21 protein-coding genes and 1 pseudogene are annotated in these 23,719 nt (G+C 62.4%); 13 read left to right on the top strand and 9 right to left on the bottom strand.

Annotation, left to right across the window (positions count from 1 at the left end; genetic code table 11):
• Positions 1-17 precede the first annotated feature (17 nt).
• From EWM63_RS13785 to EWM63_RS13760, 7 genes and pseudogenes are all read left to right on the top strand, one after another.
• Positions 18-386, top strand: a complete 369-nt coding sequence (locus EWM63_RS13785) for a c-type cytochrome (protein WP_130190369.1) — start codon at positions 18-20, stop codon at positions 384-386.
• Positions 383-1,294, top strand: coding sequence for a quinoprotein dehydrogenase-associated putative ABC transporter substrate-binding protein (locus EWM63_RS13780; RefSeq protein WP_130187046.1), 912 nt, complete (start codon positions 383-385; stop codon positions 1,292-1,294). Before EWM63_RS13785 ends, EWM63_RS13780 begins: the two co-directional genes overlap by 4 nt.
• A 37-nt stretch (positions 1,295-1,331) precedes the next feature.
• Complete coding sequence (locus tag EWM63_RS13775) at positions 1,332-2,306, top strand: ATP-grasp domain-containing protein (protein WP_165390826.1); 975 nt, start codon at positions 1,332-1,334, stop codon at positions 2,304-2,306.
• A gap of 348 nt (positions 2,307-2,654) precedes the next feature.
• Entirely contained in the window at positions 2,655-3,002 is a 348-nt protein-coding gene (locus EWM63_RS32050) for a hypothetical protein (protein WP_207221283.1), read from the top strand.
• 48 nt (positions 3,003-3,050) lie between these two features.
• Positions 3,051-4,148 (top strand): annotated as a pseudogene (locus tag EWM63_RS13770) (reverse transcriptase domain-containing protein); the annotation flags it as partial.
• A 164-nt stretch (positions 4,149-4,312) separates the two neighbouring features.
• Entirely contained in the window at positions 4,313-4,786 is a 474-nt protein-coding gene (locus tag EWM63_RS13765; RefSeq protein WP_130187044.1) for a hypothetical protein, read from the top strand.
• A 105-nt stretch (positions 4,787-4,891) separates the two neighbouring features.
• Entirely contained in the window at positions 4,892-5,182 is a 291-nt protein-coding gene (locus tag EWM63_RS13760; RefSeq protein WP_130187043.1) for a hypothetical protein, read from the top strand.
• Between the two features lie 96 nt (positions 5,183-5,278).
• Here the strand turns inward: EWM63_RS13760 and EWM63_RS13755 are convergent, their stop codons facing one another.
• Both EWM63_RS13755 and EWM63_RS13750 read right to left on the bottom strand, forming a co-directional pair.
• The gene (locus EWM63_RS13755; RefSeq protein WP_130187042.1) at positions 5,279-6,226 is read right to left on the bottom strand and encodes a beta-propeller fold lactonase family protein; all 948 of its coding nucleotides are present in this window, start codon (positions 6,224-6,226) and stop codon (positions 5,279-5,281) included.
• Positions 6,227-6,284: 58 nt separating this feature from the next.
• On the bottom strand, positions 6,285-8,336 hold the full coding sequence (locus EWM63_RS13750) for a sigma-54-dependent Fis family transcriptional regulator (protein ID WP_130187041.1): 2,052 nt from the start codon (positions 8,334-8,336) through the stop codon (positions 6,285-6,287).
• Between the two features lie 399 nt (positions 8,337-8,735).
• Here EWM63_RS13750 and EWM63_RS13745 point away from each other — a divergent pair, with 399 nt between their 5' ends.
• Positions 8,736-10,514 (top strand): methanol/ethanol family PQQ-dependent dehydrogenase, encoded by a 1,779-nt coding sequence (locus tag EWM63_RS13745; protein WP_207221338.1) that lies wholly within the window; start codon positions 8,736-8,738, stop codon positions 10,512-10,514.
• 124 nt (positions 10,515-10,638) lie between these two features.
• Here the strand turns inward: EWM63_RS13745 and EWM63_RS13740 are convergent, their stop codons facing one another.
• The 3 genes from EWM63_RS13740 to EWM63_RS13730 all read right to left on the bottom strand — a co-directional run bounded on the left by EWM63_RS13740 (position 10,639) and on the right by EWM63_RS13730 (position 12,938).
• Positions 10,639-11,379 (bottom strand): hypothetical protein, encoded by a 741-nt coding sequence (locus EWM63_RS13740; RefSeq protein WP_229487887.1) that lies wholly within the window; start codon positions 11,377-11,379, stop codon positions 10,639-10,641.
• On the bottom strand, positions 11,379-12,260 hold the full coding sequence (locus EWM63_RS13735) for a MipA/OmpV family protein (protein ID WP_165390825.1): 882 nt from the start codon (positions 12,258-12,260) through the stop codon (positions 11,379-11,381). The genes EWM63_RS13740 and EWM63_RS13735 overlap by 1 nt, the downstream gene beginning before the upstream one ends.
• Positions 12,261-12,422: 162 nt before the next feature.
• Complete coding sequence (locus EWM63_RS13730) at positions 12,423-12,938, bottom strand: hypothetical protein (protein ID WP_130187038.1); 516 nt, start codon at positions 12,936-12,938, stop codon at positions 12,423-12,425.
• Positions 12,939-13,070: 132 nt separating this feature from the next.
• On the opposite strand from EWM63_RS13730, the gene EWM63_RS13725 reads away from it, so the two are divergent.
• The 3 genes from EWM63_RS13725 (at position 13,071) to EWM63_RS13715 (ending at position 15,184) form a co-directional block, all read left to right on the top strand.
• A complete protein-coding gene (locus EWM63_RS13725) occupies positions 13,071-14,375 on the top strand; it encodes an ATP-binding protein (protein WP_130187037.1) in 1,305 nt (434 codons plus the stop codon).
• Between the two features lie 105 nt (positions 14,376-14,480).
• Positions 14,481-14,759, top strand: coding sequence for a hypothetical protein (locus EWM63_RS13720; protein ID WP_130187036.1), 279 nt, complete (start codon positions 14,481-14,483; stop codon positions 14,757-14,759).
• Positions 14,760-14,860: 101 nt separating this feature from the next.
• Entirely contained in the window at positions 14,861-15,184 is a 324-nt protein-coding gene (locus EWM63_RS13715; RefSeq protein WP_130187035.1) for a hypothetical protein, read from the top strand.
• Positions 15,185-15,209: 25 nt separating this feature from the next.
• Here EWM63_RS13715 and EWM63_RS13710 read toward each other — a convergent pair whose 3' ends face one another.
• The gene (locus EWM63_RS13710) at positions 15,210-16,124 is read right to left on the bottom strand and encodes a YihY/virulence factor BrkB family protein (RefSeq protein WP_130187034.1); all 915 of its coding nucleotides are present in this window, start codon (positions 16,122-16,124) and stop codon (positions 15,210-15,212) included.
• 176 nt (positions 16,125-16,300) lie between these two features.
• Between EWM63_RS13710 and EWM63_RS13705 the strand changes: the two genes are divergently transcribed.
• Positions 16,301-16,561 (top strand): hypothetical protein, encoded by a 261-nt coding sequence (locus EWM63_RS13705; RefSeq protein WP_130187033.1) that lies wholly within the window; start codon positions 16,301-16,303, stop codon positions 16,559-16,561.
• An 8-nt stretch (positions 16,562-16,569) separates the two neighbouring features.
• On the opposite strand, the gene EWM63_RS13700 is transcribed toward EWM63_RS13705, so the two are convergent.
• From EWM63_RS13700 to EWM63_RS13690, 3 genes are all read right to left on the bottom strand, one after another.
• A complete protein-coding gene (locus tag EWM63_RS13700) occupies positions 16,570-17,532 on the bottom strand; it encodes a S66 peptidase family protein (RefSeq protein WP_229487886.1) in 963 nt (320 codons plus the stop codon).
• A gap of 106 nt (positions 17,533-17,638) precedes the next feature.
• The gene (locus tag EWM63_RS13695) at positions 17,639-20,395 is read right to left on the bottom strand and encodes a TonB-dependent receptor (RefSeq protein WP_229487885.1); all 2,757 of its coding nucleotides are present in this window, start codon (positions 20,393-20,395) and stop codon (positions 17,639-17,641) included.
• A gap of 161 nt (positions 20,396-20,556) precedes the next feature.
• Entirely contained in the window at positions 20,557-22,317 is a 1,761-nt protein-coding gene (locus EWM63_RS13690; protein WP_130187031.1) for an ABC transporter substrate-binding protein, read from the bottom strand.
• A gap of 154 nt (positions 22,318-22,471) precedes the next feature.
• On the opposite strand from EWM63_RS13690, the gene EWM63_RS13685 reads away from it, so the two are divergent.
• Positions 22,472-23,710: a spore maturation protein gene (locus tag EWM63_RS13685; RefSeq protein ID WP_130187030.1), complete on the top strand. Its 1,239-nt coding sequence runs from the start codon at positions 22,472-22,474 to the stop codon at positions 23,708-23,710.
• Positions 23,711-23,719 lie beyond the last annotated feature (9 nt).

The following is a 23,719-nucleotide window of genomic DNA, read 5'->3' as shown; positions in this document are numbered from 1 at the left end:
GTTGCGCGGTGCATGGCATGGCGCTGGCCATGTGCGTGGCCGCGCCGGCGGCGCTGGCCGACGCCACGCCCTACCAGGTCGTGGACGGCAACAAGGTCGATGCACGGACGATGAGCGGCTGGCGCACCTGGCGCGCGCTGGCGTGCGAGCGGTGCCACGGCGCGCAGCAGGAAGGCGCCGTCGGCCCCGCGCTGACCGCAAGCATGAAGGGGCTGTCAAAGGAAGACTTCAAGAAGACGGTGCTGCAAGGCCGGATCGACAAGGGCATGCCCAACTTCGACGGCAGCCAGCAGGTGGTCGACAATATCGACAACCTGTACGCCTACCTGAAGGGCCGCTCGGATGGCGCCATCGCACCCGGCAAGCTGCAGGAGGCCGGCAAATGACGCCCCGGATCGCGGCGCTGCTCGGGGCTGCCGTGCTGTACCTGGCGATGCCTGTGCCGGCGGCATCGCAGCCTGCCGGGCAGGCCGTGCCCAAGGTGGAGGCCAAGGTGGAGGCTGATAAGCGCCCCGTGCTACGGGTCTGCCAGGACCCGAACAATCTGCCGTTCTCGCGCCGCGACCTGGCCGGCTTCGAGAATCGCATCGCCGCGCTGTTCGCGCAGGAGCTGGGCTGGGACATTGCCTACACCTGGTTCCCGCAACGCATGGGCTTCATCCGTAACACGCTGCGCGCGAAGGAGCCGGGCACGGACCGCTTCAAGTGCGACCTGGTCACCGGCGTGGCGACCGGGTTCGACCTGGGCGCCGTGACGCGGCCTTATTACCGCTCCACTTATGCAATGGCCTATGTGGGCGGCAACGGGCTCGATGGCGTGCGCACGCTGGACGACCTGCTCGCGCTGCCGCCGGAACGGCGCGCGCGGCTCAAGCTGGGCGTCTTCGGCGGCTCGCCGGTGGCGGACTGGCTGCTGGCGCACGGCATGATGGGGCAAGTCGTGTCGTACCAGCCGCAATCCGGCGATGCCGAGCAATATCCCGGCCAGATCGTCGAACACGACCTGGCCGAGGGCAAGGTCGATATCGCCTTCGTGTGGGGGCCGATCGCCGGCTATTTCGCGGGACGGTCGCCGCAGCACCGCATCGTGGCCGTGCCGCTTGCATCGCCACCGGGCAGCCGCTTCGACTTCGAGATCGCCATGGCGGTGCGCTTCGCCGACAAGGAACTGCAACAGCGCATCGACGGCCTGATCGACCGTAACCGGGAACGCATCGGCGCCATCCTGGCCGAATACGGGGTGCCGCTGCTGGATGAACAGGGGCGACTGATCGAAACGGACCTGGCGCGCTGACCCATAGGGCCGGCACATGCCATGGCGGAGGCCGCAGGTGGCAACCTTGAAAGTCTTCGCATTCGATCATGCCTGCGCCGGCGCGGCGGGCGCGACGCGGCCGTCGGCGGCGCAACGCTTCGACGGCGAGCTGATGCTGCGCGCGCTGTGCGCCGACTTGCGGCGTTTGCCCGGTGTCGAACTGGTGACGCTCGACGCCGCGGCCACGCGCCCTGCTGGCGGCGCCTTCGACCGAGTCTTCACCGACTGCGTGCTGGCGGCCGATGCCGTGTGGCCGCTGGCGTCCGTGAGCAGCGGCGTGCTGGAACGGTTATCGCGGGACGTGCTGCAACACGGGCGGATCCTGCTCGGCAGCACGCCGGCCGCGGTGCGGCTCGCCGGCAGCAAGCGGGCAGCCTGCCAGGCGTTGCTGGGCGCGGGGATTCCCACCGTGGCCACGTTCGGCCCCGGCGACACGCTGCCGGCGGCGCCCGGCGCCTGGGTCGTGAAGCCGGACGACGGCGCCGGCTGCATCGATACCCGGCTGTTCCACGACCGCAGCGCGGCGCAACTGGCGGCGGCCGCACATGTCGGGCGGGAACTCGTGCTGCAGCCCTTCGTCGCCGGCCGCGTGGGCAGCCTGTCGCTGCTGTGCCGTGACGGAATGGCCAGCGTATTGGGCTGCAACGAGCAACGCATGGCCGTGCATGACAACCATTTCCGCTTCCTCGGCGTCACGGTCAACGGCCTGGCCAGCATGGCGCCCCAGCTCGAGGCGCTGGGAATGGCCGTCGCCGCCGCGCTGCCGGGCCTGTGGGGCTACGCGGGTGTCGATTTCATCCTGGCCGATAGCGGGCCGCTGGTGCTGGACGTGAATCCGCGGCTGACGATTTCCTATGCCGGCCTGCACGCCTCGACCGGCATCAACCCGGCCGGGGCGGTGCTGGCGCTGCTGCAGCCGGGAATGCCTTTGGCGCTGCCCGGCCGCATGCCGGCCTGCATCGTGGACGTACCGGCGTTTGCGCCGGGTTAGGTGCAGCCATTGTAGGTGCTCTTCTTAGGTAAGTACTTGCCGGTGTCGCTACATGGATCATAGACTTGGCTTCTCGGAGGTCTGCAATACGGCCGGAAGTGGACATTTGAACCGAAGAGAAAGCGCGACAAAAATTATGTTTTACAAGTTGACCTACAGTCTTTTATACATCATTATGCAATGACCATCCCTAGGGGAGGAACGGAGTCACTCTCATACACGGTTACGTGCCGTGGCATTGGGGATGCAGAGTCAACTCTGCGTCAACCTGAAAACTTACTTTTACTAGGTTGATTCCGTGGAAAGCCCAAGGCCCAGCCTTGGGCTTTTTGTCATTTTGGAGCCTTAATGAATTTAGAAAAACAGGTCGAGAAATATATTCGTGAAGAAGCGGAGAAGTTAATCGAGCGACACCACACTTACCACAATAGCCTTCACCGTGAACATGACCGTTTGCAAAAGAGGCTGGTAAATCCTCCCAAAAAAATGATTATGGTCCCAGAGTATTGGAATCTGGACCCGAAATTCAATCCATTTTACGTCCGCCGAAAAGCAAAAAGCATTGCTAGATCTATAAGTAAAAGAATAAAAGATGGGTCATATGTCCCGAATGATCCTCATTTAAAAGAGATCGATAAGGCTGGCGGCGGGAAACGCAGTTTAACGATCTATCAAATACCTGATGCGGCAGTATAGCAGCTTTTCTACACACGACTATTAGCAAAGAATAAACATCGCTTTAGCTCGTTTTCGTATGCTTATCGAAACGATCGAAACGTCCACTTCGCCATACAAGACATATCAGTTGATATAGCGCAAGATGCTCGTACCTTTATAGCAGAGTTCGATTTCACTGACTTTTTTGGATCAATAGAGCATGAATCGCTTTTTGAACAATTCTCAAGAAATGGTTTTTTTATAAGTGAAGAGGAAATTTCGGTAATTAAAGCTTTTCTATCAAAGCGGCCTCGCGGAATTCCGCAAGGCACTTCGATTTCACTATTTCTAGCGAACTTGGTGTGCTGGAGTTTAGATAATAGGCTTGAGAAAGCCGGGTTAAAGTTCGCGCGCTATGCCGATGATACGGTGATTTGGAGCCCGGATTATGCATCGATTTGCCAAGCCCTAGAGATAATAAACTCATTTTCTGTGCAAGCTGGTGTTGAAATAAATTCCAGAAAGTCTGATGGCATTAGTCTCTTAGCGAAAGACGGGAATCGCGCGGAAATGGCATCTAAGTCAAATTTTAATTTCCTTGGCTACGCGATTAGTCCAGACAAGGTTTCTATAAAAAAGAAGTCGATCCAACGTATAAAGAAGCAGATTTCGTATTTACTATACAAAAACTTAATTAAGCCTTTAGAGTTATCGCCATTAAAAGCTTTGATTATTCCAAGCAATAACCGTGATCCTGCATTGTTGAGCGCAATGTTACAGATAAGACGATATCTTTACGGAGGATTGCTCCATAAGGAAATTGTCGAATATCTTCAAGGCCGAAGACAGGTAATATTATTTAAAGGAGCAATGAGCTTTTATCCATTATTAAACGATGAGAAGCAATTACGAGAACTAGACGGTTGGTTGCTTTCCGTCGTTCATAGAGCACTCAGAAAGCGGAGTGAGTTACTCTTATCCCACAAATTTGATGTGCGCGAAAACTTCCCATTCTCCGTTCCGCGCGAAAGACTTGTAGTGGCCTGTCGAAGAAAGCTGGTAGATGGAAAACCGCTTATGGAAATACCGAGCTTTACACTTATTTTCAAGGCATTGAAAAAAGGACTAAACGAGTATGGCATTGAACGCGTAATGAATCCGAAATCTTTGTACTACGATTACTGAAAAATAATAGGCATTATCTATTTAAGACCTTATATTGGATTGGAGTCTATTGCATAGGTTTAGAGCAGTTCCGCACAGTAGGAAGTTTTTGCAGAAGCAAGCAAGAGTTGGCATACACCACTTCAAAAACTTGCAAAAAATTCGACACTTCGACGTGACATAAAATGATCCATTCCAAATATAAAGTATGCACCATAGCAGTATTTCTCAGCATTTTATCGGTAAATGCAAAAGCGAAATGCGACCCAGAAAGCATAACAGATTCGCGTCTGTTCCAATTTTCAAGGGACTTATCTAGTTCAGCTACAGCAATAATTCAGGCCTCACTGTCTAGCCCAGCAGACGTTGATACAGTTTCCGAATTAGGAAGAATTTCAAGGATGTTACGCCGTGAGATTTCTGCTTCTCAACATGCTTGGCGTCTGCATCAGCGCATGGTGCATCCGACAGATCGCGACTTGCTGAGAGAATCTTTCATTTATCATGTAGGCAACCTTAAAATTGAAGTAGATGATTCATTGAGTACGCTTAACACTTCCATAGGTGCGATACGTTCTGCTGGGATAGCAGCACTAGCTGTAAGGATGTCTGATCAAGTAAAAGAGTTAAAAAAGTATGTCAAAGACTGCGGCCCATGAGGTTAACTCATAAGTCTATATTTCCGCTTTGGGGCAAATCTACCGGTTGTGACATCCCGCTCCTAGCCGAACAGCTACGAGAGCCTGCCAAATCGTCCAGGACTAATGACCATCGATATTGATTTACATGACGCGACCCTGCTCGCCGTCCACATTAGCTGGGAAAACGGAACATGCACGGTTGAGTTACGACATGGCACCTTGGGGCACTGCGTGTTGACGTTCTCAGCGGTTTCGTACCTGGCTCTGCCACGCAAACAGGCTTGCGGGCCTTCAGTGTCGATCAATTCGTTCTCCCGGGTCGGCAGCGGGCGGTACGAAATCTGGATGCAGTCCGGCGATCTCATCGAGATCGAGGCCGCGAATGTCGTCCTTACTCAGTCGAATCACGGGTAACTGAGCGATCGCCTATGGAAGAAAGCAGCCGAACGCAACGGTCTGCACCTGGCGGACAGATTCCGCCAATGTGCCCCAAGCCGGGCCGCATCGCCTTCACCGCACCACTACACCCCACGGCAGCTTGCCCACCGCAATATCACGCAGCTTCTCATTGCGCGCCGTATCGATCACCGACACGCTCCCCGAGCGCCCATTCGCCACGTACAGCTTGGCACCATCGGGTGTCAGCGCCATGTTCCATGGCCGTTGGCCGACGCCGACGGTGGCCACCACCAGGTTGGTCTTCGTGTCGATGACGGACACGCTGGCGGCACCGCCGTTGGACACGTAGACCCGGCTGCCGTCCGGGTGCACGGCCACGCCATTGGCGCGCAGGCCCGCCGGGATGCGGGCGACGACGGCGTGGGTAGCGGCGTCGATCACGTACACCTCGTTGGCGTTCTCGGCCGCCACGTAGGCGCGGCTGCCGTCTGGCAGGAAGCCGATGCCGCGCGGCCGTGCGCCCACGGCGACCTGGGCCACCTGCTTGCGCGCCGCCATGTCGATGATGTCGACGGCATCGCCGTTCTCGGCGCTGACGAACAGCTGTTTGCCGTCCGGGCTGAACACGGCGTGTTCGGGATTGCGGCCCTTCACGGGAATGGCGAACGCGCGTGTGTTCGTACGGGTGTCGGTGACGACGATCTCGTGCTTTTCCTCGACGGCGGCCACGACCCAGCGGCCATCCGGCGACAGCGCCACGCCCTCGGGCGACTCGCCCAGGTCCACGGTGCCTTCCGGCGCGCGACGCTCCAGGCTGACGATCTGCAGCCGGTTTTTCGGCTGGTCGCTGACGTAGAGCCAGCGGGCATCGCGGCTCACCGCGAGACCCCGCGGCTTGCTGCCGCCGGGTATTTCCGCCACGACCTCGTCGGTGGCCGTATCGATCACGGAGATCGTGCCGGAACCTTCATTCGGCACATAGGCGAACGGCGCGGCGAACAGGGCGGGGACACAGGCCAGCAGGGCGGCAGGAAGCAGGAGGCGGCGAAGCGGCGGCATGGGCGTTCCTTTCAGGGCAAATGTGGCGGTGCCGATAGCGCTCCCACCACCGTGATCGTCAGGTCAGCACGGCCTTGCCGGGATGACGGATATGCAGCCGCTGCACCTTGCGATACAGCGTGTTGCGGCTGATATGGAGCTGCCGCGCCACCGTGGAAATGTTCCAGCCGTGCCGCTGCAACTCGCGCAGCAAGGCATCGCGTTCGGCGTGCTCCAGCGGATTCAAGGCATGCGGATTGTCGTCATGGGGGTCGGTGGCAAGCGGATCGGGGACAAGCGAATCGCCCGCAGGCTCGCCGGCGCCGTACACGCCGGTATCGGACGTGTACGGCGCGGCCTCCTCACTGTCCCGCATGGGCATGTCCGGCGCCACGATGCCAGTGCGGTACTCCGGCGGCAGGTCGTGCACCGTCAGGTGATCCGATTCGCGCAGCGCGATCATCGCGCGCAGCAGGTGCCGCAACTGGCGCAGGTTGCCCGGCCAGCGCTGCCGCTCCAGTGCGGCCAGCAGCGTTTCGTCGAGCGACAGCGGCGCGCCGTCATCGCTTTCCTCGCTGACGATCAGGCTGACGAGGGCGCGTATGTCGGTGCGTTCGCGCAGCGGTGGCAGCCGCAGCGTGATCCCCTGCAGGCGGTAGAACAGGTCTTCGCGGAACGTGCCGTCGGCGATCATCTGCTGCAGGTCGCAGTGCGTGGCGCTGGTCACCTGGATATCCAGTGGCAAGGGCGCACCGCCGCCGAGCGGCACGATGGTGCGCTCTTCGAGCACCCGCAGCAGCCGGGCCTGCAAGGGATAGGGCATGTCGCCGATTTCGTCGAGGAACAGCGTGCCGCCATTGGCCTGGTACAGCTTGCCGTGCTGGCCTTCCTTGCTGGCGCCCGTAAAAGCGCCGGCCCGGTATCCGAACAGTTCGCTCTCGATCAGCGTTTCCGGAATGGCTGCGCAATTGATCGCCACGAACGGCTTGCCGGCGCGCGGGCCGGACCGGTGCAGCGCCTGGGCAAAGACTTCCTTGCCCGTGCCGGTTTCCCCGACCACCATGATCGCCACGTTGCGCTCGCACACGCGGGTGGCGATGCGCACGTTGGCGGCCATGGCCGCGTCGCCGAAATGCACGCCCTCCAGCGGTGAAGGCACTTGCGTTGCCGGCACAGCCGCTTGCCGCCCGGCGGACGACGTCACGCGCACCGGCGGCAGCATCACGCTGTAGAAACGGGCGCCATTGCGCAGGCCGAAGATCGGCACCGCGTGGAACGCCTTGCGCACCGTACTGTCGACCAGGCCGGGGAAGGAGCTGTTGAACAGTTCCGTGATGTCGCGGCCGACGATGTCCACCGGCGCCGTAAAGCCCAGCTGGAACAGCGCGCAGCGGGTGGCGGCCAGCACCTTGCCGGCGGGGTCCAGCGCGATCGCTCCTTCGCTCAGCGTGCCGATGAATTCGGGCCGGTTATGGAAGCGCAGGATGTAGTCATGCCGGAAGCGGTCGAGGAAGACGCGGTTCTCGATCATCTGCACGGACATCGTGACGAGCGCCAGCGTGTGCTGCTGCGCCAGCCGCGATTCGCCGGATGCATCGAGCGCCGCGACGATTTCGCCTTCATGGTCGAAGATCGGGGCGCCGGCACAGCTGAGGCCAATGTGGCGGACCAGGTAATGTTCGTCCTGGTGCACGGTGACGGGGCGGCGCTCGACCAGGCAGGTGCCCATGCCGTTGGTGCCCTGCGCCCGTTCGCTCCACACCGCGCCGGGCATCAGGCCCGACCGGGATGCCGCGTGGGTAAAGCCAGGGTCGCCGAAGTAATTGAGCAGCACCCCGGCGGCATCGGTCAGCACGATCGCGTAACCCGAGCCGGCCAGCTGCTGGTACAGGTTGGCCATCTCGACCTTGGCGACGGCCTGCACGCCCGCCAGCCGCTCGCGCCGCTCGGCCAGTTCGGCCGCGTCCACCACGTCCGGCTCTTCGCGCCGGCCGGGGTCGAGCTGGTAATCGTGCAGGCAACGGATCCACGAACGCGTAATGGCATTGCACGGGCCGGTCGAATCCGAGCCGTCGCGGCCCTGGACGATCGAACGCACCCGCCGGACATGGGCCAGGGCACCATCGGACATGCTGTCTCCTTCACCGCTGGCGGTGCCGGCATCGGCATCCTGCCGCGGCTGTTGTCGTGCATTGCACGTGTTGTTCAGGATAGTACGCTGCCGTACCAGAATAAATAAAGAAATTACAAAAAAGCGGACAGCCGTGCGACACCTGCACGGCACCGTTGCCACGGATGCGGCACAGTGAAGCACCTTGGCTGGTCTGATTTTGAACATTTTGCGCGGCGCATGCCCTGCATGCCGCTGGCACGTTCCATGCGCGTATTCCTGGGACAGTGCTCGTCCACCACCGTGCCGGGCCACAAAACCAAGGAGACTCCCATGTTCCTGCTGAACCGTGTCACCCGTGCCACGCGGCCCGGCCGCTGGTGGCCATGCCTCGCGCTGGCCATCCTGCCCGCATTCGCGATGGCCGAGTCGGATGTCGAGAAACTGACGAAGGACCCGAAGAACTGGGCGATGCAGGCCGGCGACATGGCCAACCAGCGCTACAGCGAGCTGAAACAGATCAACGCCGGCAATGCCGGCCAGTTGACCGTGGCATGGACGTTTTCCACCGGCGTGCTGCGCGGGCACGAGGGTGGCCCGCTGGTCATCGGCGACATGATGTACGTGCACAGCCCGTTCCCGAACAAGGTCTTCGCGATCGCGCTGGAAGACCAGAGCATCAAGTGGAAATATGAGCCGAAGCAGGACCCGGCCGTGATTCCCGTGATGTGCTGCGACGTCGTCAACCGCGGTGTCGCCTATGCGAACGGCAAGATCTTCCTGCAGCAGGCCGACACGACCCTCGTGGCGCTCGATGCGAAGACGGGCCAGGAAATCTGGAAGGTCAAGACGGGCGACCCGAAGAAGGGCGAAACGACGACCAACACGCCGCACATCTTCAAGGACAAGGTGCTGACCGGCGTGAGCGGCGGCGAATTCGGCGTGCGCGGCCGCCTCACGGCCTACGACATGAATACGGGCAAGCTGGTGTGGCAGGCCCACAGCACCGGGCCGGACAAGGACATGCTGATCGACCCGGCGAAGACGATGACCTGGACCAACGGCAAGATGGCGCCCGTCGGCAAGGATTCGTCGTTGAAGAGCTGGAAGGGCGACCAGTGGAAGCTGGGCGGCGGCACCACGTGGGGCTGGTACAGCTACGATCCGGAACTGAACACGGTGTACTACGGCACGGGCAACCCCAGCACGTGGAATCCGCGCCAGCGCCCGGGCGACAACAAATGGTCGATGACGATCTTCGCGCGCGACCTCGACACGGGCATGGCGAAATGGGCATTCCAGATGACGCCGCACGACGAATGGGATTACGACGGCGTCAATGAAATGATCCTGGCCGACCTGAAGGTGAAGGGCAAGATGCGCAAGGCGCTCGTGCACCTGGATCGCAATGGCTTCGGCTACACGATGGACCGCGTCAGCGGCGAGCTGCTGATTGCCGAGAAATTCGACCCGACCGTCAACTGGGCCACCCACATCGACATGAAGACGGGCCGGCCGCAGGTGGTGGCCAAGTACAGCACCGACCAGAATGGCGAGGAAGTCAATTCGAAGGGCGTGTGCCCCGCGGCGCTGGGCTCGAAGGACCAGCAGCCGGCCACTTATTCGCGCAAGACCGGGCTGTTCTATGTGCCCACCAACCACGTGTGCATGGATTACGAGCCGTTCAAGGTGGAGTACGTGGCAGGTCAACCGTACGTGGGCGCGACGCTGGAAATGTACCCGGCACCGAACAGCCACGGCGGCCTGGGCAATTTCATCGCCTGGGATGCCGGTACCGGCAAGATCGTCTGGTCGAAGCCGGAGAAATTCTCCGTGTGGAGCGGCGCGCTGTCCACCGCCGGCGACGTGGTGTTCTACGGCACCTTGGAAGGCTACCTGAAAGCCGTCGACCACAACGGCAAGGAACTCTGGAAATTCAAGACGCCATCCGGCATCATCGGCAACATCAACACGTGGGAATACAAGGGCAAGCAGTACGTGGGCGTGTTGTCCGGCATTGGCGGCTGGGCCGGCATCGGGCTCGCGGCCGGCCTGACGAAGAGCACGGATGGACTAGGCGCGGCCGGCGGCTATAAGGACCTGGCGAAATACACCGAGCTCGGTGGCGTGCTGACCGTGTTCGCGCTGCCGGACGCCGTGGTGCCCGCCGGCGAAAGGACGGCGGCGCAGGACCGGTAAGCGACACAGAACTGGTCAACGCCACACTTCCCGTCACGGGTGCGCCAGGCGCGGCGCCTGGTGGTGCTCCGGCATCGCCAGGCGCCGCAAGGACGCCAAAGCTTTCAAGGGCGCCCTGCCCGCCTTACTCGATCACCGGTGCAATCGCCACCGGTGCATTCTGGCTGATCACCTGCACCTTTTCCGGCCACTCGGCAAACCGGTACACCATCACCCGGAAGTTCGTGTTCGCATCGCCATCGAACGCGGCCCCCTGCCCGGCCGGCAGCGTCGATTCGCGCAGCGGATCGCGCACCCGCACCGCCGCATCGCTCTTCGGCAGGAACGCAAAGCGCACGCCGGCGCAGTGGCGGTTGGCGTAGCTGGCGTCCGTGTGGCGCATGTATTGCAGCGCCTGGTCGCAGGCGGCGCGCAGGTCGGCGCTTTCATAGACGCCGTCCACCCGCGCAACGATCGAGATGCGCGGCCCGAACGTGTACTGGCTGATTGTGCGGTTCAGTACCAGCATCGCATTTTCGTCGTAGGCCGCCTTCAGCAGCGGGAACGTGGTGCGGCCGGTGGCATCCAGGGGCAGGTTCAGCTGCGTGGTGCGGCCGGACAGCGTCAGGCGCAAGCCGTCGACGGGCTGGCTGCCATCCTTGGGCGCCACCTGGTAATGGTTCTGCAGGAAATTCTTGGCCTTGCCATATTTGGCGAATGTCACCATCGCCCGGTAGGCATCCCGGTAGCTGACCCAGCCCGCTTCTTTTTCCTGTGCCTGCTCCTGTATCCGCTCCTGTGCCTGCGCCGCGCCGCCGCCCGCACCGAGGCAGAGCAGGACCAGCAACGGAACACGCAGGGCAAGGAATCGGGTCAGGGTCATCATCAGAACCGGTAGACCAGCGCCGTCGATACCGAAACATTGGTCGGCCGCTCGACGAGCGGGCTCTTCCTGGCGTCGCCCACCAGGCGGCTGGCCTGCAGGCCCGTCGTTACCATCCAGGCCGGCGACACCGCCCAGTTCCAGCGCGCCCCCACCCGCACATCCTCGATGCCGCCATCAGGATGATATTCGGGGTTGATCCCGTAATGATCGGCTTCTTCGGTGGTGACGCCGAAATACGCCATGTTGTAGGCACGGTTGACGAGCGTGATGCCGGCCGACAGCGCCAGCGTGTGGTGCGGGGCCAGTTCCTGCTGCAGGTGCTGCAACGCCACGTGCATGCGCAAGCCGTTGCGGTCGTTGCCGGCGCCGTACAGCGCATTGGCGGTCAGCCGCAATTGCCGCGTCAGGTAGAAATTGGCAAAGCCGCCATACAGCACGCGGCGTTTCAAGGCATGCACGCCGTCCAGCAGGTTGACGGTGTTGTCGGCCGTGATGCCGTCACCGCCCTCTTCCGCCACCATCATGTCTTCCTTCACGCCTTCCTCCGTCCCGGACGGTGGCGGCAAGCCATCGTCGATCGGCGGCGGCAGCCACGTGGACGGGCCGCCCGGATTGCCGGCATTGTCGCCGACGGTGCCCAGCCGGAACATCTTCGTGCCGGACGCATCGCGCCCCGGCGCCAGCGCCGCCAGTGGGCCGTACTCGACGGCAGGAGAATTTGACAGGTGCATGCCCATGCTCATCCCCGACAGGAACACCCCGTTGCTCCACTGCACCTGCAGCATCGGCAGCGCGGTCGTACGGCGGTCTTTCGCCCCCTCGTAGCGTGGGGCGTAGTGGGCGCCGAGGCCCACATACATATCGCGGCTACCGTCGGGCATGGGATTGATGGCAGGGGTTTGTGCGTGCGCGACGCCGCACGCACCTACCAAGGCAAGTGCGAAAAGCTTGACCATGTGTGCATTCTGAAAGAGCAATGCCTCCCATTTTATATGCCTTGCGGTGCAACGTTGAACACCGTCAAGTAAAAGTGTGTGACGACACTACGGCTGCCCGGCCGCCGAGGATGGCAGCTTGCCGTCCTTGTCGAACGGCACCGGCTCGATCTTGTACGCGCCGCCCAGCCCGAGGTCGGGCTTCGCCAGGTTGGCGACGACGGTCTCGACCAAGGCGCGGTAGCGCTCGTCCGTGCACGTGGTGCGGGGCCCGGCGATCGTGTCGCCAGCCGTGCACAGCATGGTTCCCGGCGTGGTGCGATACAGGGTCACGTTCCATGACATGTCCGGGCAGTTGCCGGCGCGGTCCCACAGCACCAGGTCCTTGTCGATGACAAACAGCCGGTTGCGGTTTTCCGCGCAATCGGCCCCCCGTGCCTGGGCAATGAAGAGATCGAGCGCCGGCGCGCCGGGGGCCGGTTCGCCCACGGCAATGCCCTGGCCGCCGGATGCCGGCGACGGCGTGGGTGACGTGGAAGATGAGGAACCGCCACCGCAGGCGGCGAGCGCGCATGCGGTCAGCAGTAACGCGGTGACCTGGATGGCGGTCGGGTATGGGCGCATCGCTAGCTCCTGGAAAACAAGTCTTGTCATCCTATCCAGCGCAGCGCACGGTGTCCGCACGCACATGTCGGCTTTTTGTCATAAATTTGTCGGCCGGGGTTTTCATTGCATTGATTCTTATACAATTGCAACATGAACCGCCTGTTCTTACGCTTCTTCATCCTCGTGATGCTGTCGATCAGCGTAGCGGCCTTCATCGTGTATTTCACCATCGACCGGCTGTTCGGCGATCCGCTGGAAAACATCGCCCGCAACCAGGCGGCGGCGCAGATTTTCCTCCTCGAGCAATACGTGGACCAGGCGCCGGCAGATGGCTGGCTCGACCGCCTGAACAAGGTGCGCGAAGTGTCCGAAGTGCGCTTCGACCTGGTGCCGCTCGCCGCCGTGCGCGAGCACCTCTCCACCGCCGATCGCGTGGCGTTCGACCGCGGCGAAGTGGTGATTGACCTGGCCGACCGGTCGCTGTACCGCCGTGTCGACCTCGCGGGCGACCGCTACATCGGCAGCGACGAGGAAGCGATCCACGCGCAAAACCTGCCGATCGACATCAAGGTGGCCTTGCAGATGGAAGCGGTGCGCTACCTGATCGTGGCACTCGCGCTGCTGGTGCCGATCGGCTTCTGGTCGCATTCGCACTGGCGCGGCCTGCTGCAGCTGATGCACGTGGCGGACGAGTTCGGCGCCGGCCACCTGAAGGCCCGCGCGGAAATGAAACCGGGCGACAGCATCTATCCGCTGGCCGAACGGATCAACCACATGGCGGGCCGCATCGAAACGCTGCTCGATTCGCAACGCGGCCTGCTGCATTCGGTATCGCACGAAATCCGCACGCCGATCGCCCGGCTGGAATTCGCGTTCGAGCTGCTGCACGACACGGCCGACGACGTGCTGCTGCAAAAGCGCATCGGCAGCATGCAGGGCGACCTGACGGAACTGAAATCGCTCGTCAACGAACTGCTGGGCATGGCCCGGCTCGACAGCGACCAGCCGCTGCGCTATGAAACCTTCGACCTGACCGAGGCGCTGCGCAGTTGCGCGAACTCGCTGCCGCCCGCCACGGTCTCGCTCGATGTGTCCGTACCGGATGGCATGGGCACCTACTACGGCGACTGCCGCCTGCTGATGCGCGCCACCGGCAACCTGCTGCGCAATGCGCAGAAATACGCGAACGGCAAGGTCGCCCTCTCCGCGCTGCGCAAGCTGGGCGGCGTGACGATCACCGTCGACGACGACGGTCCCGGCATTCCGGAAGAGGAACGGGACAAAGTGTTCGAACCGTTCTACCGGCTCGACCGTTCGCGCGACCGCAACACGGGCGGGTTCGGCCTGGGCCTTTCCATTGCGGGCAAGGCTGTTTCGCTGCATGGCGGTTCGCTGAAGATCGAGACGTCGCCGCTGGGTGGGGCGCGGTTCACGATCAATTTGCCGCCGGCTTAGGCAGGGTAATTGAGTCTTGTATGCCCGGGAGTAGCAGTACAAATATAAGGTCCATTTCGACCGTTTGTATCCCAAGCGCGGACCTAGCACACATCAGACCACCCTATGATCCAGTCAATCACGTTGAATTTACCTTGTGACCTCTCTAAAGCCGAGTGGGACAAGGTCACCGCCGTCTATGGATCGATGGATGGGTGGCTAGAAGAGCATTCATCTTGGTTCGGCCCATGGGACAGCGAGCGTTTCATCTCGGCTTCCGTCGAGCCAAGCGGCTTACTGGTCGAAGGAAATATCGATCCTCTGTTTTTCAGGGGATGGGTGACTAAACTGTGTGCCAAGCTCACGGAAGCACTTGGGAGAGAGGTCTACGACGCTGAAGTTTGAGCGTGCGCAATGGTCACAGCAGACGAAGGCAATCAGCACAACCGTCCCGGTTCGACAGAGCAGTAATATCTGCAACTGAGACGTTTAGCGAGGATTGCCAAATGAAAATCAACCAATTAGCAAGCGGTTTCGCGATTTGGATGCTGATCGCCGGTGCGCCGTACGTAGTCTTTATTGCGACGTTCGGCCAGATCATAGCCTCATATAAACCAGGAACGCCTGCAGTTGGTAGCGCGCTCGGTGGAGTGATGGTAATTTTCCTGTGCACATATGGCATAGCACTGCTCAGTTGTGTCACGGGGCTCATCTACGTGGCTTACGCCGCAGTCAGGCACAAGGTCTTTCCAAGAACTTCGCACCGGCTGATCATTGCCTATTCAATTGCCTTGGCGATTAGCCCGGTTTTCTATTTCATTTCTCAATAGTTTTTCGACCAAGACCCCGCCACCATCAGCCTGCCTCATGCGTGGGCGCCGTCAGCGGCGTCACCACATCCGGCGCACCACTTATCACCTTCTCGTATTCGGCGATCACCTGCGCACCGAACAGCAGCAAGGTGGCGCCGATTTCCAGGCTGAACATCACCACGATCGCCGTCGTCATCGACCCGTACACAACGTTCACCTGCGACAGCGTGGAGAAATACCACACCAGCACGTGCCGCGCGATTTCCCACAGCACGGTAGCCGTGACGCCGCCGATCAGCGCATGCTGCCAGCTCAGCCGGCCCACCGGCATCACCATGTAGATCGACGACAGCAGCAGCACTTCGCCGCCCAGCCCCAGCAGGTACAGCAGCGCGCCGGACAAGCCTTCCAGCGACCATTCGACACCGAACAGCCGCACGCTCTCGGCGCCGATCACCTGCAGGCTGCCCGCCACCAGCGTGACGATCAGCGCACCGACACCCAGGCACAGGATGTAGCAATACGGCAGGATGGCGGAGGTGAGGTAATGCCGTCGCCGCGATGCCACGCGGTGGATGAAAATCACCTTCATGGCGTTTTCCAGCACCGTGAATGCCAGCGAGCTGAAGAAGAGCATCGTCAGCACGAGAAGCCAGCCGACCAGGTCGCGATGTTCGAGGAAATGCGCCACTTCGGCCACGATCGCGCCGGACTGGCCCGGCACGAGCCATTCCAGGTAGTGCCCGATCGTCTCCAGCAGGTCGGCCGGGTCGATCACGTGCGACAGCGCCACCACCACCAGCATCAGCAGCGGCACGATCGACAGCAGCGAGTAATAGGCCACCGCGCCGGCAAGCAGCAGGCCCTGGTTGGCGCGGAAACCCTTCAGGCAGCGCACTGTAAATCGCAGCGGATGGCCGAGCACGATGGCGACGGCCTGGCGGTTGAGGATAGGCATGATGCCGATTCTATCGAGGCTGTTGCCGATACGCCGCCCCGCTGAGTGCTCCATGCCAGTTACCTAACAGCGTGTACGCCAATTCCCACGAGCAGGCGGCTTGCATGCCGGCATCCAGGCAGACAGCGAGACGTTAGTATCGTGTCAGATACCTGTGCGCGGTTCGCGCCACTACCATGAATATTCCTACCCGAAGAGCCATCGATACGATCGGTGACGATACCGAGCAGTCAAGGGCCAACCGTCTTTGCGCCGAGCAGGTGGAGGTTGCGCTGGTCATGCAGGAAATGCTGGGAACGGCCGCTGCCGCGCACTACCTCCACGAGAAAAGCATATCGGTCGACATCGCGGTGCGCGTGCTGACGCGGGAAGGGCAGCGCAGATGGCGCTCGCCCGTCAACGTGGCCGCTTTCGAAGCCGCGCCTGCGATGGTCTAGTTACTGGCTTACCGCACCGCCGGCTCCAGCAACGTCAGCGTCTGCCGCTGCGTATCGAGCCGCGCCCGAATCCCCATCGGCAACGTGAACTGGTGGCGGATGTGCCCGAACGACCATCCTGTCACGGCGGGAATCGCCAATGGCCGCAGGTGCTGGTCGGTGGTTTCGTCCAGCGTCAGCGACGGGCCGTCGTCGGCCGGGCCGCAACCCTCGAAGATGCCCAGCATGATGCCGGCGGCGGTGCGCAACGGCTGGTTCAGGTTCAGCTGCATCATCATGCGGTCCACGCGGTATGGTTCTTCGTTGACTTCCTCGAGGAACAGCAGCGCATCGCGGATATCGGCCGCGTACGGCGTGCCGGCCAGCGCGCTGACCAGTGCCAGGTTGCCACCCATCAGCCGCCCCGTGCCGGCGCCGGGAACAACGGTGCGCAGCGCGTAATGCGCATTGTCCGGCTCCTCGTAGGCCTTGCGGCTGTTCTGCAGCGCCATCGGGATCACGTACTCCTCTTCCGGCCGCATCAGCACGTTCAGCAGGTGCTCGGTCGAGTAGGCGGACAGCGTGGACATGCCCACGGGGCCATGGAACGTGACCAGCCCCGCATGACGGTGGATGGCCAGGTGCAGTGCCGTGATGTCGGAATAGCCGACGAAGATTTTCGGGTGCCGCCGCATCAGCCCGTAATCGAGGTGGGGAAGCAGTTGCATGGCGCCCGAGCCGCCGCGGATCGCCCAGATCGCCTTCACGTCCGGATCGCCGAACATGGCGTGCAAGTCGTCCACCCGGTGCTGCCAGGGGCCGGCATAGTTGCCGTTCACTTCGTCCAGGTAGCGGCCCAGCTTCACCGTGAAGCCAAGCGCTTCGGTGTTGGCGATGGCCTTGTCGATCGCCGCGCGCGACACTTGCCCGGCGGGCGTGACCAGGCCGATAGTATCGCCGGGCAGCAGCCGCGGCGGCTTGATGAGTTGCATGGTTCTCTTTGGCGAAGACGAGCGGGTGGCCGCCGCTACCGGGAAAGCAGCGGCCACCGAAGTCGCCAGCATCATGCGGCCGAAGCCGCGCCGGTCGACCACCCGCTCAGAAGAACTTGTACTTCAGGTTGAACGACAGCGCGCGGCCACGCGGATCGGCCACGCGCGGATCCCAGCCGGCACCCACCACTTCGTCCACGTTGTGCGCGGTGAAGGGCGGCTCTTCGTCGAACAGGTTCTGGATACCCACCGTGAGCGTCGTGTTCTTGAACCCGGTGTACGTCGCCGACACATCGTATTTCGTGTAGTGGTGCACGCGCGGATCGAAGCCGGCCGGGAAGCCGCTCTTGCCGCCGTTCGGCACCTGGTCGTTGTAGCCCGATGCATAGCGCTGCAGCAGCAGCGCGCTCCAGTTGCCTTTCGAGACCGTCACGCTGGCGCTGTGCTTCCAGCGCAGGTACACGTCGCGCGTGTTGAACTGGCTGACCTGCTCCTTGTAGTCCTGGCCTTCGAATTCAGCGAACTTGAAGCTGTCCATGTAGGTACCGTCCAGCACCGCCGCATACTTGTAGCCGCTATAGGTCCCATCGTAGCGCAGGCCCACGTCCACGCCGCGCGTCTTCAGGCCGGCGGCGTTGATCCAGCCCGCCTCCACGTGGTCGATCACACCGGTAGCCTGGTCGCGCACGATGTACTGCTGCAGGTACTGCCAGTTCTGCAGCACGACTTGCGGCGTGCGGTTCAGGATGCGGTCCCTGATGTTGATCGCCCACCAGTCCAGCGACATCGAGAAATTCCGGAACGGCTCCGCCACGATGCCCAGCGTGCCCTGCTTGGACGTTTCCGGCCGCAGGCCCGGATTGCCGCCCGTGTTGTAATCGAGGCGGGGAATGGCGCAGAAGTCCGGGTTGCCCGGATTGCGCGCGCAGCCTTCCTGGTCGATCACGCCGTTCGGCAATTCCTGCGACAGCCGGCCCGCGTACAGCTGCGTGAAGCTGGGCGCCAGGAAGCCCTTGCTGGCCGAACCGCGGAACAGCAGCCGCTCGGTGGGCTGGTAGCGGAAGGCCACTTTCGGGTTCGTGGTGGCGCCGATCAGGCTGTAGTTGTCCTTGCGGATCGCCAGCTGCACTTCCAGGTCTTTTATCACGGGCACGAGCGCCTCGGCATACACGGCGCGGATGTAGCGCGTGGCCTGGTCCAGGTTCGCATTGCCCGGCGCCAGCAGGATCTTCGTGGCATCCACGACCTGGGCAAACGAATAGGTTTCCTTGCGCAGGTCGAAGCCGGCCGCCATCGACACGGCGCCGGCCGGCAGGTCGAAAACTTCGCCGGAAATGGCGCCATCGAGCTGCGTCATCGTGGTGCGGCCATGCTGCAGGCGGCCGCGGAACTTGGTCGACTCGATCAGGTCCATGGCCTGCTGCGTCTGCGACTGGCCGGCACCCACCCACGGGTTGATGATGCCGGTGCCCAGCGCGGCATACAGCTTGTCCGTCCACGCATAGCCGTCGACGAGATCGACCTGCGCCTTGCTGCCGGACTTCGACAGGCCAAGCTTGTAGTCGTACTTGCCGCCCAGCGTGCCTTCCAGCGCCACCAGCGCACGGTAGTTATCCAGCGTCACATCCTGCGTGCGGTTGCCGATGGGCGTGGCGCGCCACTTGTAGAGAATCGGTTTCGTCGCATCGAAGCTTGGAATATACGATGACAGGTTCTGGTAATGCGGGCCGCCCACGGGGTAGGCATTGCCGGCGGCCAGCGTGGTGGAGATCTGCAGCGGCGTCAGTTGCGCCGTGGTTTCCGTGCGCGAGCCGAGCAGCTCCACGAACACGCGGTGATCCGCGTTGAGCTTGAAGGTACCGCGCGACACGCCGGTGGTGCGCTCGACCGGGAAGGTCATCACGTAGTCGCCGCCGTAGTCATACGCGCACGAGAACTTCGTGCGCGTGATGGGTGTGACATTGGTCCACAGCTCGCTCGCGTATTGCGACATGCCGGGCACGGAGTCGCAATTGCCTTGAAGGCTCAGCAGGTTGGCCTGCAGGTAGGTGGTGGCGTCGCCCGGCATGCGGAAGCCGGTACCCAGCGCGCTGCCGGCACCGGTCAGCAGGTTGGCGTACGGCGTGCCGGTGGTGTCCGGCGACAGGCCGCGCCAGGGCTGGTAGCCGTTGGCGAAATCGCGCTGGTTTGACGACAGCTGGTCGTTTACGTCGCGCGTCACGCTGGCCATCACGTTCCAGCCATCCGATTCCAGGTCGCCCACGCCGCCCAGCAGCGAGTAGCGGCGTTCCATGCCGCCGCCGGCCTCGGTGCCGTTCAATGTGGTGGAGGCTTCCAGGCCCCGGTAATCCGTCTTCAGGATGAAGTTGACCACGCCGCCGATCGCATCGGTACCGTAGATCGCCGAGGCGCCGTCCTTGAGGATTTCCACACGCGCGATCGCCGCCAGCGGAATCGAGTTCAGGTCGACGGCCTTGCCGCTGCCGCCGTTGTTGCCCATGCGGCGGCCATTGAGCAGCACCAGCGTGGCGTTCGGGCCCAGGCCGCGCAGCGAGGCGAACGAGGCGCCGCCGGACGTGCGGTCGGCATCCGCGCCGAACACGTTGTTCCCCGATGTCATGTTGTCGGCACCCGTGCCGTTCGCCGACACGAGCCGCATCAATTGTTCGGCGTTCGTCACGCCGGCCTTCTGGATCGTGTCCAGCGTGATCGTCTGCACTGGCAGCGCGCCTTCCTTCGCCACGCGCTTGATGCTCGAACCAGTGATTTCCACGCGCTGCATCGGCTGCGCCGCCTGCTGCGCGATGGCCGGACCCACGACACCCATCAGCGCAATCATGTGCGCCAGTTTTTTAACCTTCACGACCTTCTCCCGATGTGCAATGGTGTTCGCCGGCTGGCCTGGCGGGCGGCGTTGTCGTGGCAACGTCCTGTCCCGCGGGTCGAGGTTAGCGCGTTGAAAAACGCGCCAGCCAATGAATATTGCTGACCCGGCCATAACTTTTTGGAATGCATGATGAAAAGCTATTCCTTCGAGGACATTCTAGCGGTGCCGTCCGTGCGGGACGAACGCTGCCGTGGCTCCAGGTCCAGATATCGCCAGTTCGTGAATTCCACCGGGTGACGCTTGTAGTTTTTTAACCACGGTTGCCGGATGTCGGCCGAGATCGGGTGCGTCAACAGCACCCACGGGTTATACGCGTGCAGCAGGTCGGCCATCTCGTTGTACAGCTTCGTGCGCGCCGGGCTGTCGGCCATGCGCTGCGCCTGCTCGTAGCGCACGTTGTAGGCCGGCAGGTCGAAGCGGGCATAGTTGGCGCGGCCCACGTTGCCGCCGTACAGCAGCTGCCAGAAATTGTCGCCATCGGGGAAATCGGCCACCCAGTTTGTTTCGAACATCATCACCTTGCCCAGCCGCGATGCCTTGATGATCTCCGTTTTCTTGTCCGTCACGAACGCCACGCGCAGCTGGAGCGATTCGAACGTCTTGCGCCACAACTCGTCGCGCAGGCGGCCGACCATCGTCGGTTCGCTGTGCATCGACAGCAGCAGCGGCCGCCCATCGGGCAGCGTGCGGTAGCCATCGCCGCCGCGACGGTAGCCGTGGCGGTCCAGCAGCGCCCGCGCCAGCGGCAGATTGTGCACGACGGGGCTGCGATAGGCCGGGCCGTAGCCGAGCACGTTTGGCGGCAGCGGCGACTGCGCCGGGATCGCCAGGCCCTTCTTCAGCAGCGCTACATCCTGCGCGCCGTCGTAGGCCAGCGCGATCGCGCGGCGCAGCGCCACCTTGTCCGCCGTATAGCCGCCGATGACCGGGTGCGCCATGTTCATCCACAGGTAATACGTCTGCAGCACGGGAAAGGGTTCGAGCACCATGCCGCGGCGTGCCAGTTCCGGTTTCAGCACCGGCGATTGCGAAGCCGGGTCGAGCACCAGGTCGCGCATCGATTCGGGGACCTGCTCGATATAGTCGAATTCGCCGTTCAGGTAGCCGAGCACGCGCGACTGGTATTCTTCCATGATCTTCACGTCCACGCGGTCCACCAGCGGCAGCTTTTTGCCCTGCCAGCGCCCGTGGTAGGCGGGATTGGCCAGCAGCGTGATCCGGTCGCTGCGCTTCCACGTACCGATGCGGAACGGCCCGCTGCCGACCGGATGGTTGCCCAGCTGGCTGCCGTATTTTTCCGCCACTTCGCGTGCCACGGCGCCGGTGGCCGGCAGCGCGAGATAGAACGGCAGCCCCGGGTCGGGCGCGCGCAGGCGCAGCTGCAGGGTGTAGCGGTCGAGGGCCTTCAGGCCGGGAATCCCGGTGACATGGTTGAAATTCGTCTTCAACGCTTCGTCGCCCAGCAGCTTGCCTTCGAACAGGAACAGCCAGGGCGATTTGACCGCCGGGTCGTACAGGCGCTCGATCGCGTACACGTAGTCGGCGGCTGTCACCTCGCGGGGCGTGCCGTTGAACGCGGGATCGGGCGTGAAATACATGCCCGGCTTGAGCTTCAGGGTCCAGGTGGTGCCGGCCGCATCGACCGACGGCATCGCCACCAGCGTATTGGGCACCAGCTTCACGGGGCGCGCCAGGTAGTCGTAGCGCAACATCGGGTCGAACAGGTTTTCCAGCAGCGACAGGCTGGCCAGGTCCGACGCGACGGCCGGATCGAGCCCCGTCTCGCCGGTGGACAGCAGCGTGCGCAGCACTTTCGGTTCCGGGCTGGCGGCAGTGGCGATCGCCGTGGAGGCGGCCGCCAGCAGGACGATGGCGGCGAGTTGTCGGAAGCGGATCATGGTCGCAGCATAGAACAGCGGCTCCGCACGCACCAGCCCAACCCATCACGCCAACAGTGCTCCTTATAACTTTTTCGCATGCCCGACCGGCATTCTTTCATCGCGCACTCTATACTTTGCCTGCAGAATCGCGTTTCAACCATTTTCATTGCCTATGACTCTCAACTATATCTGGGCCGGTTTCTTCCTCGTCGGCTTCGCGGCCGCGCTGGCCCAGTGGATCTTCCTCGGCGACACGGAGATCTTCAAGAAAATCATCGACGGCACGTTCGACTCCGCGCGCAGCGCCGTGATGGACATCGCGCTGCCGCTGGCCGGCGTGATGACGCTGTGGCTCGGCATCATGAACATCGGCGAAAAGGCCGGCGCCATCGCCTGGTTCGCGAAAGTGATCTCGCCGTTCTTCTCGCGCATCTTCCCCGAAGTGCCGAAGGACCACCCGGCCACCGGCCACATGGTGATGAACTTCTCGGCCAACCTGCTGGGCCTGGACAATGCGGCCACGCCGTTCGGCCTGAAGGCGATGGAAAGCCTGCAATCGCTGAATCCGGACAAGGATACGGCCAGCAACGCCCAGATCATGTTCCTGGTGCTGCACACGTCCGGCCTCACGCTGATCCCGCTGGCGATCATGGCGCAGCGCGCGATCCTCGGCGCGGCTGACCCGTCGGACATCTTCATCCCCTGCATGATCGCCACCTACGTGGCCACCGTGGCCGGCATCATCGCCGTGTCGATCCGCCAGAAGATCAACCTGTTCGATTCCGTGCTGCTGTCGTGGATGGGCGGCATCACGGTGGCGATCCTGGCGATGATCTGGTACTTCACGAATTTCCTCACCAAGACGGAAATCGAGGTGGTGTCGAAGGTGGTCAGCAACCTGATCCTGATGGGCGTGATCACCGTGTTCCTCGTCGGCGCCATGCGCAAGAAGGTCAACGTCTACGAGGCGTTCATCGAAGGCGCGAAGGGCGGCATCCAGACGTCGATCACCGTGATTCCCTACCTGGTGGGCATGCTGGTGGCGATCGGCGTGTTCCGCAACGCGGGCGTGTTCGGCTTCATCGTCGCCGGCTTCGAATGGCTGTTCTCCGGCCTGGGCATGAATACCGACTTCGTGCCGGCGCTGCCGACCGCGCTGATGAAGCCCCTGTCGGGCAGCGGCTCGAAAGCGATGATGATCGACGCGATGCAGACCTACGGCCCCGATTCCTTCGTCGGCCGCCTGGCGTGCATCTTCCAGGGCTCGGCCGATACCACGTTCTACATCGTGGCGCTGTATTTCGGCTCGGTGGGCATCCGCAAGACGCGCTACGCGATTTCGTGCGGCCTGATCGCCGACCTGGCCGGCGTGATCACGGCGATCTGCGTCGCCTATGTGTTCTTTGGTTAAGGGGTAGAC

This window comes from Pseudoduganella lutea, from assembly GCF_004209755.1.
Classification (GTDB): Bacteria; Pseudomonadota; Gammaproteobacteria; order Burkholderiales; family Burkholderiaceae_D; genus Rugamonas; species Rugamonas lutea.
Note: the sequence above shows the minus strand (reverse complement) of the source record. Positions and strands in the feature narration are given on the sequence as shown.